This window comes from Halorarum halophilum, from assembly GCF_013401515.1.
GTDB lineage: Archaea > Halobacteriota > Halobacteria > Halobacteriales > Haloferacaceae > Halorarum > Halorarum halophilum.
Map to the genome: position 1 here is coordinate 116,456 of NZ_CP058529.1, position 16,761 is coordinate 133,216.

A 16,761-nucleotide genomic window follows, 5' to 3' on the forward strand; every position below is an offset into this window, starting at 1 on the left:
CTCACTTCCGGGACCGCTACATTGGCCGGAACTTCTTTTCGGTATACGGAACGACGTCCGTACGATGGGACGGTTTCGACACCCCCTGGTAGCGCTAGCACTGGTAGTCGCACTCACGCTCCCGTGGGTCGTCCTCCGATCGGTCGGTGTTGTGACCTCGCTTTCCACGATGGCCATCATCGCCACGAGCGGCGTGGCGGTGCTCGGCGCCGCATTCGTCCTCACGTGGGCTGCCGAGACCGCTGAAACGGACGTGCCACGAGCGTTCGCGCTCGCCGTGCTCGCGGTCATCGCTGTCGCCCCCGAGTACGCCGTCGACGCTCTCTACGCGTGGGAGGCGGGGGCTGCACCTGGAACACCAGCCTCGGAGACCGCCGCCAACTTGGCCGTGGCTAACATGACCGGGGCAAACCGTATCCTCATCGGACTCGGCTGGGCGGGCATCGCGCTGTACGCGATACACCGAGCGACTCGGTCGGGCGGCGACGCGGTCGTGAACCGGGAGGGATTCCTCGCCGACGCGGTCGAACTCGAACCGCGGATCAGTATCGAGATCGTGTTCCTCGCTATCGCTACGGTCTACGCCTTCGTTATCCCACTTAACGGGGGGATCGACGTGATCGATGCAGCGTTCCTCGTCGGACTGTACGTCGTCTACATCTACGTCATCTTCCAGGGGGAGGCGGGTGAGGAAGTCCACCTCGGTGTGCCTGGCTACTTCCAGAAACTCACACGTCCCCGCAGAGTTGGCGCGATCCTGATCATGTTCGCGTACTCTGCGATCGTAATTCTCATCGCGGTGAAACCGTTCGCGAAGGGCCTCGAGGTGCTCGGCCCGCGCCTCGGCGTCTCGTCGTTCTTCATGATTCAGTGGGTCGCACCCCTGGCCAGCGAGAGTCCGGAGTTCATCGCCACGGCGTACCTCGTGCGGAAGGCCAGGACGACGGCGTCGTTCAACGCGCTCATCTCCTCGAAGCTCAATCAGTGGACGCTGCTCATCGGGACGCTCGTGCTGGTGTACAGTCTCTCGCTTGGCTATTACGATATGCTCTCGTTCAGCCAGAAGCAGGCCGGGGAGATCTGGCTCACGGCGGCGCAGAGTTTCTTCGCCGTTACGCTCCTGCTCAACTTCGAGATCAGCATCAGGGAGGCGCTCGCACTGCTCGGTCTCTTTCTGGCCCAGTTCTATCCTGCCTTCCAACGGTACGAGGGGTTACTTCTCTACAGCGCGTTCTACGTGGTTCTCGGTCTTGGCATCCTCGTTCTGCGGCGACGGCACCTCCCTCGTGTCGCCGCCTCGGTACGACGATACGCCTTCGGGACTGACGCTCAATCGACGATGACGGACTGAACAGGTGACTGAAACAGCACGGCCATTCCTCACGAAGCGGCGGCGACAGAAGTGCGCTGGCTGGGATTTGAACCCAGGTTGTGACCATGGCAAGGTCACGTGATACCACTACACTACCAGCGCCCTGTTGCAACTCACAGTTCCCGAGGGACCAACTTAACGCTGTCGAATGCGAAAGCACGTAACCGCAGGCGGGCGTGGGGGTACCTGACATGCCTTCGCCGCGTCACCCACGACACCACGTCGCATGCAAATCGACCGTAAACGGGTGTGTCAGGCCGTCACTCTCCCGGGGGCGTTCCGATGTTCTTTTACGGCGCGAATGAGCTACTTTGAGTTACAGTCCGGTGAAGCGACATGGATGGCACGACACTCGACGTGCTCGTGCCGTCGTCGCTCGTCCGGGAGGCCGAGGACGGCCGCGAGGCCACGCGGAAACTCGGTTACGTCGCCCGTGCGGCGACGATCTTCCGGGCGGACCGGTTGGTAGTCTTCCCCGACGGGGAAGGCGAACGCCGCTGGGGCGGCGGGTACGTTCGCACCGTGCTGGAGTACTGCGCGACCCCCTCCTACCTCCGGAAGGAGGAGTGGGGGATGCGCGAGGAACTCCGGGACGTCGGCGTGCTCCCACCCATGCGGCCCGACACCTCCGGCCCAGACGGGTCGGAGTTGCGAGACGGAATCGTGACCGAGGTCGGACCTGAAGGCCGCGTTCGGGTCAATTGCGGACTGCAACACCCGATCTCCCTTCACCTGCCTCCCGGACGGGAGGTGGCGGAGGGGGAGCGCGTCACCGTCAGGGTCTCTTCGCGAGAACCCGTCCGCGCCCGCATCGTGGACGACCCCGCACCGGGGTTCCGCGTCGCGGGCGAGGACATCTCGGACGCCCTCGCCGCCGCCGACGTGGCGGTCGCCACCTCGCGGCACGGACGACCGCTGTCCGTGTCCGAGCTGGGCGACCTCCACGCGCGACTACGCGACGAACACGTCGCCATCGCGTTCGGCGCCCCCGGCAGAGGGCTTCCGGCCATCCTCGGGGTGGACCCCGAGGAGGTGCCGGTCGAACCCGGGGCCGTGGACGACTCGGGGTTCGATCTCTGGCTGAATACGATTCCGCGACAGGGGAGCGAGGTCGTGCGGACGGAGGAAGCGGTGTTCGCCACGCTCTCGCCCCTCACGCTCACGGAGTAAGCCAAACAATGCCACAACCAAGCAGACCACGCAAGGGCTCGTTGGGCTTCGGCCCGCGCACGCGCGCGACTAGCGAAGTCCCCCGCATCCGCTCGTGGCCCGAGGACGACGGCGCGGCCGGCGTCCAGGGCTTCGCGGGCTACAAGGCGGGCATGACCCACGTCGTCATGGTGAACGACGAATCCGACTCCCCGCGCGAGGGGATGGAGGAGTCCGTTCCCGTGACGGTCGTGGAGGTGCCCCCCATGCGGGCGGTCGCCCTGCGAGCGTACGAGGACACGCCGTACGGACAGAAGCCGGTAACCGAAGTGTGGGGTTCGGAGTTCCACGAGGAGCTCGACCGCACGCTCGACCTGCCGGCGGAGGACACCTTCGAGGACGACGCAGACGAACTCCGCGAGCTCGTGGACGACGGCGCGATCGACGATCTGCGCTTCATCACCCACACCGAGCCCGCGGCGATGGCGAACGTCCCGAAGAAGAAGCCCGACGTGATGGAGACCCGCGTCGGCGGGGACTCGCTGTCGGACCGGCTCGACTACGCCCTCGACCTCGTCGAGGAGGGTGGCGAGCACGAGTTCGGCGACGTGTTCCGCGCCGGCGAGTACATGGACGTCTCCGGCGTCACGAAGGGCAAGGGCACCCAGGGCCCCGTCAAGCGCTGGGGCGTCCAGAAGCGGAAGGGCAAGCACGCCCGCCAGGGGTGGCGGCGCCGGATCGGTAACCTCGGCCCGTGGAACCCCTCGCGCGTGCGTTCGACAGTCCCCCAGCAGGGCCAGATGGGCTACCACCAGCGGACCGAGCTCAACAAGCGGCTCATCGACTTCGGCGAGGGCGACGACGCCTCCGTCGAGGGCGGCTTCAAGGGCTACGGCGAGGTGGACGGCCACTACGCGCTCGTCAAGGGCTCGCTGCCGGGCCCCGACAAGCGGCTCCTGCGGTTCCGCCCGGCCATCCGGCCGAACGACCAGCCGCGCCTCGACCCCGAGGTGCGCTACGTCTCCACCGCATCGAACCAGGGCTAACCCATGAAGGCAACAGTACACGACCTGAACGGCGACACGACGGGCGAGGTGGACCTCCCCGAGGTCTTCGAGACCCAGTACCGACCGGACCTGATCCGTCGGGCCGTGGTCGCCGCGCAGGCAAACAGGAAGCAGGCCTACGGCGCCGACGAGTACGCCGGGCTCCGCACGCCCGCCGAGTCGTTCGGCTCCGGCCGCGGGATGGCCCACGTGCCCCGACAGAACGGGCAGGGCCGGCGCGTGCCCCAGACGGTGAAGGGGCGCAAGGCGCACCCGCCGAAGGCCGAGAAGGACCAGTCGAAGAAGGTGAACGACAAGGAGCGAAAGCTCGCCGTCCGCTCGGCCCTCGCGGCCACCGCGGACCCCGAGGTCGTCGCCGAGCGCGGTCACGCGTTCGACGAGGACATCGAGCTGCCGCTCGTCGTCTCGGACGACTTCGAGGACCTCGTGAAGACGAAGGAGGTCGTCGAACTGCTCGAGGCGCTCGGCGTGCACGACGACGTCGTGCGCGCTGACGAGGGCCGCTCGGTGCGCGCGGGCCAGGGCAAGGCTCGCGGGCGCAAGTACAAGGGGCCCAAGTCGATCCTCTTCGTGACCGCCGGCGAGCCGTCGAAGGCCGCCCGCAACCTCGCGGGCGTCGACGTGACGACCGCCGCCGAGGTGAACACGGAGGACCTCGCGCCCGGCACGCACGCGGGCCGACTCACCCTGTTCACCGAGAGCGCGCTCGAGGAGGTGGCGGACCGATGAAGGTGATCAAACACCCGCTCGTCACCGAGAAGGCGATGGACGAGATGGACTTCGGCAACAAGCTGCAGTTCATCGTCGACGTCGACGCGACGAAGCCCGAAGTGATCGAGGCGATCCAGTCGCAGTTCGACGTGACCGTCGACGACGTGAACACGCAGATCACGCCCAAGGGGCAGAAGAAGGCCACCGTCGCCCTCGGCGAGGACGACGACGCCCAGGAAGTGGCCTCTCGAATCGGGGTGTTCTAGAATGGGACGCAGGATTCAGGGACAACGACGCGGTCGCGGTGGGTCCACCTTCCGTGCGCCCTCGCACCGCTACAAATCCGAGAAGAACCACAAGAAGGTCGAGGCGGACGACGCCACGATCTCCGGCACCGTCGTCGGCATCGAACACGACCCGGCGCGCTCCGCGCCGCTCGCGGACGTCGAGTTCGAGGACGACGACCGCCGACTCGTGCTCGCCCCCGAGGGCGTCACGGTCGGCGAGACGCTCCAGGTGGGCGTCTCGGCCGAGATCAAGCCCGGCAACACGCTCCCGCTCGCGGAGATCCCCGAGGGGATCCCGGTGTGCAACGTCGAGTCCAAGCCCGGCGACGGGGGCAAGTTCGCCCGCGCCTCGGGCGTGAACGCGACGCTGCTAACCCACGACCGCGACGTCGCGGTCGTCCAGCTGCCGAGCGGCGAGGTCAAGCGGCTCAACCCCGACGCCCGCGCCACCATCGGCGTGGTCGCTGGCGGCGGTCGCACCGAGAAGCCGTTCGTGAAGGCCGGAAACAAGTACCACAAGATGAAATCGCGCGGGACGAAGTACCCGCGCGTTCGCGGGGTCGCGATGAACGCCGTCGACCACCCGTTCGGTGGCGGCGGCCGCCAGCACCCCGGCCAGCCCAAGTCCGTCTCGCGGAACGCTCCGCCGGGCCGGAAGGTGGGCGACATCGCCTCCAAGCGCACTGGCCGCGGAGGGAACAACTGAACATGAGCTCCGAGTACAGAACCGGCCGCGAAGGTGAGTTCACCTACCGCGGCCACACGCTCGACGAACTCCAGGAGATGGATCTGGAGGACGTCGCGGAACTGCTCCCCGCCCGACAGCGGCGAACCATCACCCGAGGACTCGGCGTCCAGCAGATGAAGCTGCTCGAGGACGCCCGGGACGCGACCGAGGAGGAGACGGCGAACGACCCGCTCCGCACGCACGTGCGCGACATGCCCGTGCTGCCGGAGTTCGTGGGTCTCACGTTCGCCGTCTACGACGGACACGAGTTCGAGCGCGTCCGGGTGGAGCCCGAGATGATCGGGCACTACCTGGGCGAGTTCCACCTCACGCGGAACTCCGTCGAACACGGTCAGGCCGGACTCGGCGCGACCCGGTCCTCGAAGTTCGTGCCCCTCAAGTAACCATGGGAATCAACTACAGCGTCGACGCCGACCCGGACGCCTCCGCCAAGGGGATGCTCCGGGAGCGGCAACTCAGCCTGAAGCACAGCAAGGCCGTCGCCCGCGCCATCAAGGGCGAGACGGTCACCGACGCCGAGGAGTACCTCGAAGCGGTACTCGCCGGCGACCGGTCCGTCCCGTTCAGACAGCACAACTCCGGCGTCGGACACCGCTCCGACATCGACGGCTGGGACGCCGGCCGCTACCCGGAGAAGGCGACCGAGGACTTCCAGAAGCTCCTCGAGAACGTCAAGAACAACGCCGACCGCCAGGGCTTCGACGCCGACGAGATGGTCATCGACCACGTCGCCGCCCACAAGGTCGGCGAACAGCAGGGCCGCAAGCCCCGCGCGATGGGGCGCGCCTCGCCCTGGAACTCCACGCAGGTCGACGTCGAAATGATACTCACGGAACCGGAGGAGGCCGAATAATGGCGGACGAGCACCAGTTCATCGAGGACGGGCTCCAGCGGAGCCAGATCAACGAGTTCTTCGAGACCGAACTCGGCCGCGCCGGCTACGGCGGCATGGACGTCGCCAAGACCCCGATGGGGACCCAGATCGTCCTGAAGGCCGAGAAGCCCGGCATGGTCATCGGCAAGGGCGGGAAGAACATCCGGAAGGTCACCCGCGAACTCGAGGAGCGGTTCGACATGGACGACCCGCAGATCGACGTGCAGGAGGTCGACGAACCCGACCTCAACGCGAAGATCGTCGCGGACCGTCTCGCGAACGCGCTCGAGCGCGGCTGGTACTTCCGGAAGGCCGGTCACACCACGATCGACCGCATCATGGACGCCGGCGCGCTGGGCGCCGAGATCGTCCTGAGCGGGAAGGTCACCGGCGCCCGCTCGCGCGTCGAGAAGTTCAACCGCGGCTACGTCAAGCACAACGGCGAGCCCGCGGAGGACGTCGTCGACGAGGGCCAGGGCGTCGCGGTCATGAAGCTCGGCACCATCGGCGTCACGGTGAAGATCATCCCGCCGGGTGCGAAGCTGCCGGACGACTTCGACATCAACGAGGACGCCGAGGCTCCCGAGGTCGAACAGACCGTCGAGGAGGAGGGCGTCGAGGATCTCCTCGCCGACGTCGAGGAGGGCGAGACCCCCGAGGTCCCCGACCACGACGAGCCCGAGATCCCCGACGAGTCGCCCGAGGAGGCCATCGACGAGGAGATCGTCGAGGAGGTCGTCGAGGAGGCCCAGAGCACCGACTCCAGCCGGGAGACCGCCGAGGGCGCCCCGGAGGAGTCCAACGTCGGAACCGCATCCGAGGAGGCCGTCGAGGTCGCCGAGGAGGAGGACCTCGACGAGGACGTCGAGGCCGAGGCCGAGGAGCTCGTCGCCGAGATGGAGGCCGAGGAGGAGTCCGAGACCGACGACTCCGCGGAATCCGACGCCGACGAGGACACGACCGACGAGGCCGAGGACGGCGACGAGGCGGAGACGGCCGACGACGACACCGACGAGGGGGAGGAGTAGCCGATGGCGATCCTCCACGTCGCGGAGATCCGCGACATGACGCCCGCCGAGCGGGAGGCCGAGCTCGACGAACTCGAGACGGAACTGCTCAACGCCAAGGCCGTGCAGGCCGCGGGTGGCGCGCCCGAGAACCCCGGGCGGGTCGGCGAACTGCGAAAGACCATCGCGCGGATCAAGACGATCCGGCGAGAAGAAGGCGACATCGACGAGACCGAGGAGTAAGGATGCCACTGACCCCCGAGACGCTCACGCGACACGAACTCATCGGGCTGCCCGTTCGGGTGGCCGCCGCCGCCAGCGACGCCCACGCGGGCATCGCCGGGCGCGTCGTGTCCGAGAGCCAGCGGACCATATCTATCCGCACCGACTCGGGGGACAAACAGGTACCCAAACGGGGCGCGACGTTCGAGTTCGCGCTCCCCTCGGCTCACGATTCCGTCGAAACCGCTCCCGCCGGGCAGGCGGCGAGCGGGCCCACAAATGAAGCCGCCGGGGCGCGCAAGCCCCCGGGGTCCACGTGCGAACTTCCGTCGCTCGACGCCGACACTCTGGCCGTCGGCACCGAGCAGGACGATACTGCCGGGGTCACAGCCGGTCAGTCGGGCGGTTGCGAGGACGTGGTCTACGTTACGGTGGATGGGGCCAGACTGCTCTCACGACCCGCCTTCCGCACGGAACGTGCGGGTGATTCGACATGGCAATAGGACTGAACACAGACGAACCGGAGGAGACCTGCTCCGACGAGAACTGTCCGTACCACGGGACGCTGTCCGTGCGCGGTCAGACGATCGAAGGAACGGTCGCCTCCACAGCGATGGACAAGACCGTCGTCGTGGAGCGGGAGTACGACGTCTTCGTACCGAAGTACGACCGCTACATGAAACGACGGAGCCGCGTCCCCGCGCACTGCTCGCCCTGCCTCGACGTCGAGGAAGGCGACGAGGTGCGCATCGCCGAGACGCGACCGCTCTCGAAGACGAAATCCCACGTGGTCGTCGAGATCCGGGAGGGTGATTCCTGATGGAAGCCCTCAAGGCCGACGTCACGCAGGGGCTCGAGAAGGGGTCGCTCATCGCGTGTGCCGACAACACAGGCGCGCGTGAGCTGAAGGTTATCAGCGTCTCCGGCTACACCGGGACCAAGAACAGACACCCCAAAGCGGGAGTGGGCGACAAGGTGACCGTCTCGGTCACCAAGGGCACGCCCGAGATGCGCCGACAGGTCCTCGAGGCCGTCATCGTGCGTCAACGGAAGCCCATCCGTCGCCCCGACGGCACGCGCGTGAAGTTCGCGGACAACGCTGCAGTCGTCATCGACGACATGAGCGAGCCGCGCGGGACCGAGATCAAGGGTCCCATCGCGCGCGAGGTCGCCGAACGCTTCGGGAGCATCGCATCGACAGCGACGCAGATCGTATGACAAAGCAACCGCACAAACAGCGCACCCGACAGCGGGACGCGCCCCTTCACGAGCGACACAAGCAGGTTCGCGCCACCCTCTCGGCCGACCTCCGCGAGGAGTACGGCCAGCGGAGCGTCCGCGTCAACGCGGGCGACACCGTCGAGGTCATGCGCGGCGACTTCGCCGGCGAGGAGGCCGAGGTCGTCTCGGTCGACCTGCGCGACGCGAAGATCCACGTCGAGGACGTGACGATCGAGTCGGCCGACGGGGAGGAAGTCCCCCGGCCGCTCGACACCTCGAACGTGCGCGTGGTGGGGCTCGCCCTCGACGACGAGCGCCGCGAGGCGCGTCTCGAGTCGGACGAGGAGGCAGCATAATGAGTAACCATCAGAAGCGACTGTCGGCCCCGAACTCGTGGCCGGTCGAACGGAAGGAATCGACGTTCACCGTGAAGGCGGGCGCGGGCCCCCACGGCGAGTCGGGCGTCCCCCTGCTCATCGTCCTCCGGGACGTGCTGGGGTACGTCGACTCGAAGAAGGAGGCGCGCTACGCGCTCGACAACGACTCCGTGCTCGTGAACGGCGTGGCGGTGTCCGACGAGGCCCGCCCGGTCGGGATGTTCGACATCCTTGCGTTCCGCGAGCGCGAGGAGTTCTTCCGCGTGTTCCCGGGCGAGGGCGGGCGTCTCGCGCTCACCCCCATCGACGAGGAGTCCGCCTCCTCGCGGCTCGGGAAGGTCGAGGGCAAGACGCAGGTCGCCGGCGGCGGGTTCCAGTACACGCTGCACGACGGCACGACGCTCCAGGACGACGAGGGCGAGTACAGCGGCAAGGACTCGCTCGTCGTCGACAACGAGACGAAGGAGGTCGTCGCGCACTTCCCCTACGAGGAGGGTGCGCTCGTCACCGCGGTCGACGGGACCCACTCCGGCGAGATCGGCACGCTCGAGGAGATCTCCGTCACCCCCGGCTCAGGCGCCAACGGCGTCACCGTGAGCCGGGACGACGAGGACGACTTCGAGACCGTCGAGAAGTACGTCGTCGTCATCGACGAGAACTTCACGGGGAACGACGCGGCCACCGACACCGCGGGGGATGATTCCTGATGTCTGAGGCCGAGTCCGAGATCCACGAGATGCGCGAACCGCGCATCGACAAGGTCGTCGTCCACATGGGCGTCGGCCGCGGCGGGCGCGAGCTCGCGAACGCCGAGGAGATCCTCGAGGAGATCACCGGCCAGGAGTCGGTTCGAACGACGGCCAAGCGGGCCATCAACGAGTTCGACATCCGTCCGGGCGATCCCATCGGCGCGAAGGTCACCCTTCGCGACGAGAACGCCCTCGAGTTCCTCGACACGGCGCTCGAACTGGTCGACCTCTCGGCCGACCAGTTCGACGACAACGGCAACTTCAGCTTCGGCGTGGCGGAACACACCGAGTTCCCCAGCCAGGAGTACGACCCGAGCATCGGCATCTACGGGCTCGACGTGACGGTCGCGCTCACGCGACCGGGCTACCGCGTCTCCAAGCGGGACAAGGTCAGCCGGTCGCTGCCGACCAGGCACCGCATGTCCGTCGAGGACGCGGTCGAGTTCCTCGAGCGCGAGTTCGAGGTCGAGGTGAACGAATGAGCGACGCAGAAATCGAACAGACGGGCCCCGAATCGACGGGCGAACACGCGGAGAAGCGCACGGGCCAGCGGCACGAGTGCCGCCGGTGCGGGCGGAAACAGGGACTTGTCGGCAAGTACGACATCAACCTCTGCCGCCAGTGCTTCCGCGAGGTCGCCCGCGACATGGGCTTCCGCAAGTACCGATAACAATGGCAGGCAACGATCCCCTCTCCGACGCGCTCGGCGGTCTCGACAACGCCGAGAGCGTCGGCCACTTGGATTACACGGTGAAGCCCGCCTCGAACATCGTCGGCTCCATCCTCGAAGTACTGTACGACCGCGGCTACGTCGACGGCTTCGAGTACGTCGAGGACGGGAAGGCCGGCCTGTTCGAGGTCGAACTGAAAGGCGCCATCAACGAGTGTGGCGCGGTGAAGCCCCGATACTCCGTGGGCGCGGACGACTACGAACGATGGGAGAAGCGGTACCTCCCCGCCCGCGACTACGGCGCGCTCATCGTGACCACCTCGCACGGCGTCATGAGCCACTACGAGGCCCGCGAACAGGGCATCGGTGGTCAGGTAATCGCATACGTATACTGACAATGGCACGAACAGAAATCGAACTACCCGAGGACGTGTCGGCCGAACTCGACCACCTCGACCTCACGGTCGAGGGGCCGAACGGCTCGGCGACGCGTCGCCTGTGGTATCCGAACGTCGGCGTCTCCGTCGAGGACGGCGCGGTCGTCATCGAACACGACGACGACGCGGGCCGGAAGACGACGGCCACCGTCGGCACCTTCCGGAGCCACGTTCGGAACATGATCCACGGCGTCACCGACGAGTGGGAGTACAAGATGGAAGTCTTCTACGCCCACTTCCCGATGGACGTCTCCGTGGAGGGCGACGACGTCGTCATCACGAACTTCCTCGGGGAGAAGGCCCCACGCCGCGCGGCGATCCGCGGCGACACGGACGTACAGATCGACGGGGAGGAGCTCACCCTCACGGGTCCCTCGAAGGAGGACGTCGGACAGACGGCGGCCAACATCGAGCAGCTCACCCGCGTCACGGACAAGGACTCGCGCGTCTTCCAGGACGGCGTGTACATCACCGAGAAACCGACGGGAGGTGCCTGATCGATGGCTGACGAAGACATCGAGAGCCTCGAGGACATCTCCGGGGTCGGCCCCTCGAAGGCGGACGCGCTCCGCGAGGCCGGCTACGAGACCGTCGAGGACGTGAAGGCTGCTTCCCAGTCGGAACTGGCGGACGTCGAGGGCGTCGGAAACGCCCTCGCGGCCCGCATCAAGGCCGACGTCGGCGGCCTGGAGGTCGAGTCGGAGGACGAGACCGAGGCCGAAATCGAGGAGGAGGAGCCCGAGGCCGAGGAGGCCGAGGAAGCCGAAGCGGTCGAGACGGAGCTGCGCCCGCGCGGCCACGCCGACAAGACCCCCGACCTCGACGACGAGACGGCGCGTGCGCTCGCCCAGAAGCACCGCGAGGGCATGCCCCAGTTCAACCGACAGGACTACCACAAGAAGAAGCGGACGCCGACCTCGTGGCGCCGCCCGCGCGGCGGACTCTCGAAGCAGCGTCGCGGCATCAAGGGCAAGGGCCCCAAGGTCGCGGCCGGCTACGGCTCCCCCAAGGGCGCCCGCGGCCTGCACCCGAGCGGTTTCGAGGAGGTCCACGTCCACAACGCGGACGACCTCGAGTCCGTCGACGCCGGCACCGAGGCGGTGCGCATCGCCTCCGGCGTCGGCGCGCGCAAGCGCGAGAACATCGAGGACATCTGTGAGGACCGCGAGATCCGCGTCCTCAACCCGACCTACGTGGAAGTGGAGGTCGACGATGAGTGATCTGAGCGCCCAGCGACGGCTCGCCGCCGACGTCCTCGACGTCGGCAAGAGCCGCGTCTGGTTCAACCCGGAGGCACAGTCCGAGCTGGCGGATTCGATCACGCGCGAGGACATCCGCGAGCAGATCCAGCAGGGCAACATCCGCGCGGAGGACGCGAAGTCGAACTCCCGCGGCCGCGCCCGCGAGCGCGACGAGAAGCGCTCGTACGGACACCGCAAGGGCGCCGGCTCCCGGAAGGGGAAGGCCGGCGGCCGGCAGGACTCGAAGTCCGACTGGATCGCCCGCATCCGCGCACAGCGTGCACGCCTGAAGGAACTCCGCGACGACGGCCCGCTCGACCGCTCGCAGTACCGCGAGCTGTACGACAAGGCCTCCGGCGGGGAGTTCGAGGACGTGCGCCGGCTCGAATCGTACGTCGTGAACAACTACGACGTGACACTGGAGGACGAATAATGGCAACCGGACCACGATACAAGGTGCCGATGCGGCGCCGTCGCGAAGTTCGGACCGACTACCACCAGAGGTTGCGCCTGCTGAAATCCGGCAAGCCGCGACTCGTCGCGCGCGTGTCGAACAAGCACGTCAGGGCGCAGCTGGTCACCCCCGGTCCGAGCGGAGACGAGACCCACGCCGCGGCCTCGAGCGAGGACCTGTCGGAGTACGGCTGGGAGGCCCCCACGGGCAACATCCCCAGCGCGTACCTGACGGGTTACCTCGCGGGGCTGCGTGCGGTCGACGCCGGCCTCGACGAGGCCGTGCTCGACATCGGGCTCAACACGGCGACGCCCGGCAACAAGACGTTCGCTGTACAGGAAGGTGCGATCGACGCGGGGCTCGACATCCCCCACAACGAGGACGTGCTGGCCGAGTGGCCGCGCAACCGCGGCGAGGACATCGCCGCGTACGCGGAGTCGCTCGACGAGCCGCTCTACTCGGGGGAGTTCGACGCCGCGGACCTCCCGGACCACTTCGACGAGGTCCGGGAGACGCTAACGGAGGAATTCGAGTAAATGAGTAGAAACAACGACGGCTGGGAGCCGCGAACGCGTCTCGGCCGCAAGGTACAGGAGGGCGACATCTCCTCGATGGAGGAGGCGCTCGCCACCGGGCTCCCGCTGAAGGAGCCCCAGATCGTCGACCAGCTCCTCGGGGGGCTCGACGACGAGGTCCTCGACATCAACATGGTCCAGCGGATGACCGACTCCGGGCGCCGGGTGAAGTTCCGCTGCGTCTGCGCGGTCGGCAACCGCGACGGCTACCTCGGCTACGCCGAGGCTCGCGACGACCAGGTCGGCGGCGCCATCCAGAAGGCCATCGAGGTCGCGAAGCTGAACATCATCAGCGTCGACCGAGGGTCGGGTAGCTGGGAGGACTCCGCCGGCGGGGTCAACTCGCTCACCCGGACCGCCAAGGGCAAAGCGGGCTCCGTCACGGTCGAGATCCGCCCGGCCCCGCAGGGGCTCGGGCTGGCGGCCGCGGAGACGGTGCGCAACATCCTCGAACTGGCCGGCGTGCAGGACGCCTGGACCAGTTCCGACGGCAACACGCGCACGACGGTGAACCTCGCGAAGGCGACGTTCAACGCGCTGCAGAACGCCTCGCAGGCACGCACGCCCGACCGGGCCGCGCGGATCCAGCGCGAGGCCGGCGGCGAGGAGGCCCGCTGATGCAGGCTGTCGTCCAGCTGCGCGGCGAGGTCGACACCTCGGCCGCCCAGCGCGACACCCTGAAGATGCTGAACCTCCACGCCGTGAACCACGCGACGCTGGTTCCCGAGGAGGACACCTACCGCGGGATGATCGCGAAGGTGAACGACTACGTCGCGTTCGGCGAGCCGTCGGCGGAGGTCGTGGCGACGACCATCGCGCGCCGCGGCGAGCCGCTAGAGGGCGACGCCGACATCGACGACGAGTGGGTCGACGAGCACACCGACTACGCCGACCTCGAAGCGCTCGCGGAGGCGCTCGTGGACGAGGAGACGACCCTGCGCGAGCAGGGGCTCTCCCCGGCAATTCGGCTCCACCCCCCGCGAAAGGGGCACCGTGGCATCAAGCACGCCGAGAAGAACGGCGGCGAGCTCGGTCGCCACGAGAACATCGACGACCTCCTGGAGGCGATGCGATAATGACGAACAAGAAGCGACGCCAGCGCGGCTCGCGGACCCACGGCGGCGGCAGCCACAAGAACCGGCGCGGCGCCGGTCACCGCGGCGGCCGCGGCGCCGCCGGTCGGAAGAAGCACGAGCGGAACCTCTACGGTCCGCTCGGCAAGCACGGCTTCACCCGCCCGCCAACGCTCCAGGACGAGGTCGCCGAGGTCACCGTCCAGAAGCTCGACGAGGACGCGGCGCTGCTGGCCGCGGACGGCCTCGCCGAGGAGGAGGGCGACGGCTACGCCATCGACGCCCGCGACGTCGCCGAGGACGGTCACGACGTCGACGTCGTGAAGGTACTCGGTAACGGTAGCGTCCGCGGCGAACTGCACGTGACCGCCGACGCGTTCACGGGCAAGGCGCGCTCGCTCATCGAGGAGGCCGGCGGCTCGGTCGAGCTGACCGACCGTGCCGAGGAGGCGGCCGAATCCGAAGCGGAAGATTCTCAACCGGACGAGGAAGAGGCGTAAGCCATGAGCTGGAAGGAGGCTGCGGAACCGGTACTCACTCGGATGCCCACGGTCACCCGGCCGGAGGGGCACGTGCCCTTCAAGCGGAAGCTGGCGTGGACCGCGGGGATCCTCGTGATGTACTTTTTCCTGACGAACGTAACGCTGTTCGGGCTGCAGACGCAGACCGCGAGCGGCGACTTCTACGGACAGTTCCGTTCGATTCTCGCCGGACAGTCGGGCTCGATCATGCAGCTCGGGATCGGGCCGATCGTCACGGCGTCGATCGTGCTACAGCTACTCGGTGGGGCGGACCTGCTCGGGCTCGATACCGACGACCCGCGCGATCAGGTGCTGTACCAGGGCCTCCAGAAGCTGCTCGTCGTCGTGATGATCTGTCTGACGGGGCTCCCCATGGTGTTCGCCGGCGAGTTCCTGCCGGCCGACCCCGCGATCGCCCAGTCGCTGTTCGGCTCTGCCGAGGCGACCACCGGCGTCAAGACGCTCATCTTCGCACAGATGTTCGTCGGCGGGATCCTCATCCTGTTCATGGACGAGGTCATCTCGAAGTGGGGCGTCGGCTCCGGGATCGGACTGTTCATCATCGCCAGCGTGAGCCAGCAGCTCGTCGCCGGGCTGTTCGCCACGGAGGCGATCGGTAACATCACCGGGTTCTTCCCGGCCTGGATCGGCATCGTCACGGGGAGCGTCCAGCTCGAGGGCTCGCTCGTGCAGGCGCTGCTCTTCGAGCCGGGGAACCTCCTCGCGCTGTTCACAACGGTGCTCATCTTCGCCATCGTCGTGTACGCCGAGAGCGTGCGCGTCGAGATCCCGCTGAGCCACGCCCGCGTGAAGGGTGCCCGGGGTCGCTTCCCGGTGAAGCTCATCTACGCGAGCGTCCTACCGATGATCCTCATCCGCGCGCTGCAGGCGAACGTCCAGTTCCTGGGACAGATTCTCAACTCCCAGCTGGCGTCGATGCCCGCGTGGCTCGGCCAGTATGCCGACGGCCAGGTCGTCGGCGGGGTGTTCTACTACCTCGCGCCGATCCAGACCCGACAGGACTGGATGTGGTTCATCTACGCGCCCGCCGCAACGCCCTCGGAGATCGCCCTGCGCGTACTCGTCGACCTCTTCGTGACGGTCGTCGGCTCCGCGATCTTCGCGATCTTCTGGGTGGAGACCACCGGTATGGGGCCGGAGGCGACCGCCCAGCAGATCCAGAACTCCGGGATGCAGATCCCCGGCTTCCGGCGGAACCCGCAGGTCATCGAGAAGGTCATGGAGCGCTACATCCCGCAGGTGACCGTCATCGGCGGCGCGCTCGTCGGCCTGCTCGCCGTGCTGGCGAACATGCTCGGCACGCTCGGGGGCGTCTCCGGGACCGGCCTGCTGCTCACGGTGTCCATCACGTACAAGCTGTACGAGGAGATCGCCGAGGAGCAGCTCATGGAGATGCACCCGATGATGCGCCAGATGTTCGGCTCCGACTGAGCAGTCGCCCGAACTCACCTTCCCGCACCCCGTTTTTTCGACCCAGCGTCGTTCGACGAGCGTTCGCCGTCGCGAAACGTAGGTGGCCCCTGCCCGGCTCACCCCGACGCTCTCAGACCTGATAGGTGGCCGTGAAGAGATAAGTACGGCCAGGTCACCCCTACTGGTGATGAGTACGACGGACGGTTGGCGGAGTGAGAGGAAACGTACGCTGGACGAGTTGCCCGAGTTCGAACTTCGGTTCCTCCTCGACGACGGCGAGGACCCGCGCTCGGTGACGGTGTACTCGCCGGACGCGCTCGAGACCGCGTGGCTCACGGCCGACTGCAAGGACTCGGTGTCGCTCGTGGACGTTCGCTGAACCGCCGTCCGCCCGGACCGCCCGTTTTCGAAGGACGTACAGTTAAGCGGGACCACGCTGACGGCCACGTGTGCGCCCCTCCCTCACCGTTCAGACGGCGATCCGTATCGTGGGACGTCCGTTCGTGAGCACGGTCGCTCCGCTCCCTGCTCACACTCGCCACCGGGGGTGGCTCGCGTGAGTTACCTCACAC

27 protein-coding genes and 1 tRNA gene are annotated in these 16,761 nt (G+C 67.6%); 27 read left to right on the plus strand and 1 reads right to left on the minus strand.

Features of this window, described 5'->3' with window-relative positions:
- Nucleotides 1-64: 64 nt before the first annotated feature.
- Entirely contained in the window at nucleotides 65-1,351 is a 1,287-nt protein-coding gene (locus tag HUG10_RS00585) for a sodium:calcium antiporter (RefSeq protein ID WP_179167698.1), read from the plus strand.
- A 52-nt stretch (nucleotides 1,352-1,403) separates the two neighbouring features.
- On the opposite strand, the gene HUG10_RS00590 is transcribed toward HUG10_RS00585, so the two are convergent.
- Nucleotides 1,404-1,474 (minus strand) — tRNA-Gly (locus HUG10_RS00590).
- A gap of 234 nt (nucleotides 1,475-1,708) precedes the next feature.
- On the opposite strand from HUG10_RS00590, the gene HUG10_RS00595 reads away from it, so the two are divergent.
- The 26 genes from HUG10_RS00595 to HUG10_RS00720 all read left to right on the plus strand — a co-directional run bounded on the left by HUG10_RS00595 (nucleotide 1,709) and on the right by HUG10_RS00720 (nucleotide 16,568).
- Nucleotides 1,709-2,542, plus strand: coding sequence for a putative RNA uridine N3 methyltransferase (locus tag HUG10_RS00595; protein ID WP_179167699.1), 834 nt, complete (start codon nucleotides 1,709-1,711; stop codon nucleotides 2,540-2,542).
- 8 nt (nucleotides 2,543-2,550) lie between these two features.
- Nucleotides 2,551-3,567 carry a 50S ribosomal protein L3 gene (locus tag HUG10_RS00600; RefSeq protein WP_179167700.1) on the plus strand — a complete coding sequence of 339 codons (1,017 nt, stop codon included), beginning with the start codon at nucleotides 2,551-2,553 and terminating at the stop codon, nucleotides 3,565-3,567.
- A 3-nt stretch (nucleotides 3,568-3,570) separates the two neighbouring features.
- Nucleotides 3,571-4,317: a 50S ribosomal protein L4 gene (rpl4p, locus tag HUG10_RS00605; RefSeq protein WP_179167701.1), complete on the plus strand. Its 747-nt coding sequence runs from the start codon at nucleotides 3,571-3,573 to the stop codon at nucleotides 4,315-4,317.
- Complete coding sequence (locus HUG10_RS00610) at nucleotides 4,314-4,565, plus strand: 50S ribosomal protein L23 (protein ID WP_179167702.1); 252 nt, start codon at nucleotides 4,314-4,316, stop codon at nucleotides 4,563-4,565. The genes rpl4p and HUG10_RS00610 overlap by 4 nt, the downstream gene beginning before the upstream one ends.
- A 1-nt stretch (nucleotide 4,566) precedes the next feature.
- The gene (locus HUG10_RS00615; protein WP_179167703.1) at nucleotides 4,567-5,292 is read left to right on the plus strand and encodes a 50S ribosomal protein L2; all 726 of its coding nucleotides are present in this window, start codon (nucleotides 4,567-4,569) and stop codon (nucleotides 5,290-5,292) included.
- A gap of 2 nt (nucleotides 5,293-5,294) precedes the next feature.
- Nucleotides 5,295-5,717: a 30S ribosomal protein S19 gene (locus HUG10_RS00620; protein ID WP_179167704.1), complete on the plus strand. Its 423-nt coding sequence runs from the start codon at nucleotides 5,295-5,297 to the stop codon at nucleotides 5,715-5,717.
- Nucleotides 5,718-5,719: 2 nt separating this feature from the next.
- Complete coding sequence (locus HUG10_RS00625; RefSeq protein ID WP_179167705.1) at nucleotides 5,720-6,187, plus strand: 50S ribosomal protein L22; 468 nt, start codon at nucleotides 5,720-5,722, stop codon at nucleotides 6,185-6,187.
- On the plus strand, nucleotides 6,187-7,236 hold the full coding sequence (locus HUG10_RS00630) for a 30S ribosomal protein S3 (protein WP_179167706.1): 1,050 nt from the start codon (nucleotides 6,187-6,189) through the stop codon (nucleotides 7,234-7,236). Before HUG10_RS00625 ends, HUG10_RS00630 begins: the two co-directional genes overlap by 1 nt.
- 3 nt (nucleotides 7,237-7,239) lie before the next feature.
- The gene (gene rpmC, locus HUG10_RS00635) at nucleotides 7,240-7,458 is read left to right on the plus strand and encodes a 50S ribosomal protein L29 (protein WP_179167707.1); all 219 of its coding nucleotides are present in this window, start codon (nucleotides 7,240-7,242) and stop codon (nucleotides 7,456-7,458) included.
- 2 nt (nucleotides 7,459-7,460) lie between these two features.
- On the plus strand, nucleotides 7,461-7,940 hold the full coding sequence (locus HUG10_RS00640; RefSeq protein ID WP_179167708.1) for a ribonuclease P protein component 1: 480 nt from the start codon (nucleotides 7,461-7,463) through the stop codon (nucleotides 7,938-7,940).
- Nucleotides 7,931-8,257 (plus strand): 30S ribosomal protein S17, encoded by a 327-nt coding sequence (locus HUG10_RS00645; RefSeq protein WP_179167709.1) that lies wholly within the window; start codon nucleotides 7,931-7,933, stop codon nucleotides 8,255-8,257. Before HUG10_RS00640 ends, HUG10_RS00645 begins: the two co-directional genes overlap by 10 nt.
- Nucleotides 8,257-8,655 (plus strand): 50S ribosomal protein L14, encoded by a 399-nt coding sequence (locus HUG10_RS00650; RefSeq protein ID WP_179167710.1) that lies wholly within the window; start codon nucleotides 8,257-8,259, stop codon nucleotides 8,653-8,655. The genes HUG10_RS00645 and HUG10_RS00650 overlap by 1 nt, the downstream gene beginning before the upstream one ends.
- On the plus strand, nucleotides 8,652-9,014 hold the full coding sequence (rplX, locus tag HUG10_RS00655; protein WP_179167711.1) for a 50S ribosomal protein L24: 363 nt from the start codon (nucleotides 8,652-8,654) through the stop codon (nucleotides 9,012-9,014). Before HUG10_RS00650 ends, rplX begins: the two co-directional genes overlap by 4 nt.
- On the plus strand, nucleotides 9,014-9,742 hold the full coding sequence (locus tag HUG10_RS00660; protein WP_179167712.1) for a 30S ribosomal protein S4e: 729 nt from the start codon (nucleotides 9,014-9,016) through the stop codon (nucleotides 9,740-9,742). Before rplX ends, HUG10_RS00660 begins: the two co-directional genes overlap by 1 nt.
- On the plus strand, nucleotides 9,739-10,266 hold the full coding sequence (locus HUG10_RS00665) for a 50S ribosomal protein L5 (protein ID WP_179170956.1): 528 nt from the start codon (nucleotides 9,739-9,741) through the stop codon (nucleotides 10,264-10,266). The genes HUG10_RS00660 and HUG10_RS00665 overlap by 4 nt, the downstream gene beginning before the upstream one ends.
- Entirely contained in the window at nucleotides 10,263-10,454 is a 192-nt protein-coding gene (locus HUG10_RS00670) for a 30S ribosomal protein S14 (protein ID WP_179167713.1), read from the plus strand. Before HUG10_RS00665 ends, HUG10_RS00670 begins: the two co-directional genes overlap by 4 nt.
- Before the next feature lie 2 nt (nucleotides 10,455-10,456).
- Nucleotides 10,457-10,849 carry a 30S ribosomal protein S8 gene (locus HUG10_RS00675; RefSeq protein ID WP_179167714.1) on the plus strand — a complete coding sequence of 131 codons (393 nt, stop codon included), beginning with the start codon at nucleotides 10,457-10,459 and terminating at the stop codon, nucleotides 10,847-10,849.
- A 2-nt stretch (nucleotides 10,850-10,851) separates the two neighbouring features.
- Nucleotides 10,852-11,388 carry a 50S ribosomal protein L6 gene (locus HUG10_RS00680; protein ID WP_179167715.1) on the plus strand — a complete coding sequence of 179 codons (537 nt, stop codon included), beginning with the start codon at nucleotides 10,852-10,854 and terminating at the stop codon, nucleotides 11,386-11,388.
- Between the two features lie 3 nt (nucleotides 11,389-11,391).
- Complete coding sequence (locus HUG10_RS00685; protein WP_179167716.1) at nucleotides 11,392-12,111, plus strand: 50S ribosomal protein L32e; 720 nt, start codon at nucleotides 11,392-11,394, stop codon at nucleotides 12,109-12,111.
- Entirely contained in the window at nucleotides 12,104-12,565 is a 462-nt protein-coding gene (locus HUG10_RS00690; RefSeq protein WP_179167717.1) for a 50S ribosomal protein L19e, read from the plus strand. Before HUG10_RS00685 ends, HUG10_RS00690 begins: the two co-directional genes overlap by 8 nt.
- Nucleotides 12,565-13,122 carry a 50S ribosomal protein L18 gene (locus tag HUG10_RS00695; RefSeq protein WP_179167718.1) on the plus strand — a complete coding sequence of 186 codons (558 nt, stop codon included), beginning with the start codon at nucleotides 12,565-12,567 and terminating at the stop codon, nucleotides 13,120-13,122. Before HUG10_RS00690 ends, HUG10_RS00695 begins: the two co-directional genes overlap by 1 nt.
- The gene (locus tag HUG10_RS00700; protein WP_179167719.1) at nucleotides 13,123-13,779 is read left to right on the plus strand and encodes a 30S ribosomal protein S5; all 657 of its coding nucleotides are present in this window, start codon (nucleotides 13,123-13,125) and stop codon (nucleotides 13,777-13,779) included.
- Entirely contained in the window at nucleotides 13,779-14,237 is a 459-nt protein-coding gene (locus HUG10_RS00705; protein ID WP_179167720.1) for a 50S ribosomal protein L30, read from the plus strand. The genes HUG10_RS00700 and HUG10_RS00705 overlap by 1 nt, the downstream gene beginning before the upstream one ends.
- Nucleotides 14,237-14,734 (plus strand): uL15m family ribosomal protein, encoded by a 498-nt coding sequence (locus tag HUG10_RS00710; protein WP_179167721.1) that lies wholly within the window; start codon nucleotides 14,237-14,239, stop codon nucleotides 14,732-14,734. The genes HUG10_RS00705 and HUG10_RS00710 overlap by 1 nt, the downstream gene beginning before the upstream one ends.
- A gap of 3 nt (nucleotides 14,735-14,737) precedes the next feature.
- Complete coding sequence (secY, locus tag HUG10_RS00715; protein ID WP_179167722.1) at nucleotides 14,738-16,207, plus strand: preprotein translocase subunit SecY; 1,470 nt, start codon at nucleotides 14,738-14,740, stop codon at nucleotides 16,205-16,207.
- 169 nt (nucleotides 16,208-16,376) lie between these two features.
- Nucleotides 16,377-16,568 (plus strand): hypothetical protein, encoded by a 192-nt coding sequence (locus HUG10_RS00720; protein ID WP_179167723.1) that lies wholly within the window; start codon nucleotides 16,377-16,379, stop codon nucleotides 16,566-16,568.
- Nucleotides 16,569-16,761: the final 193 nt, after the last annotated feature.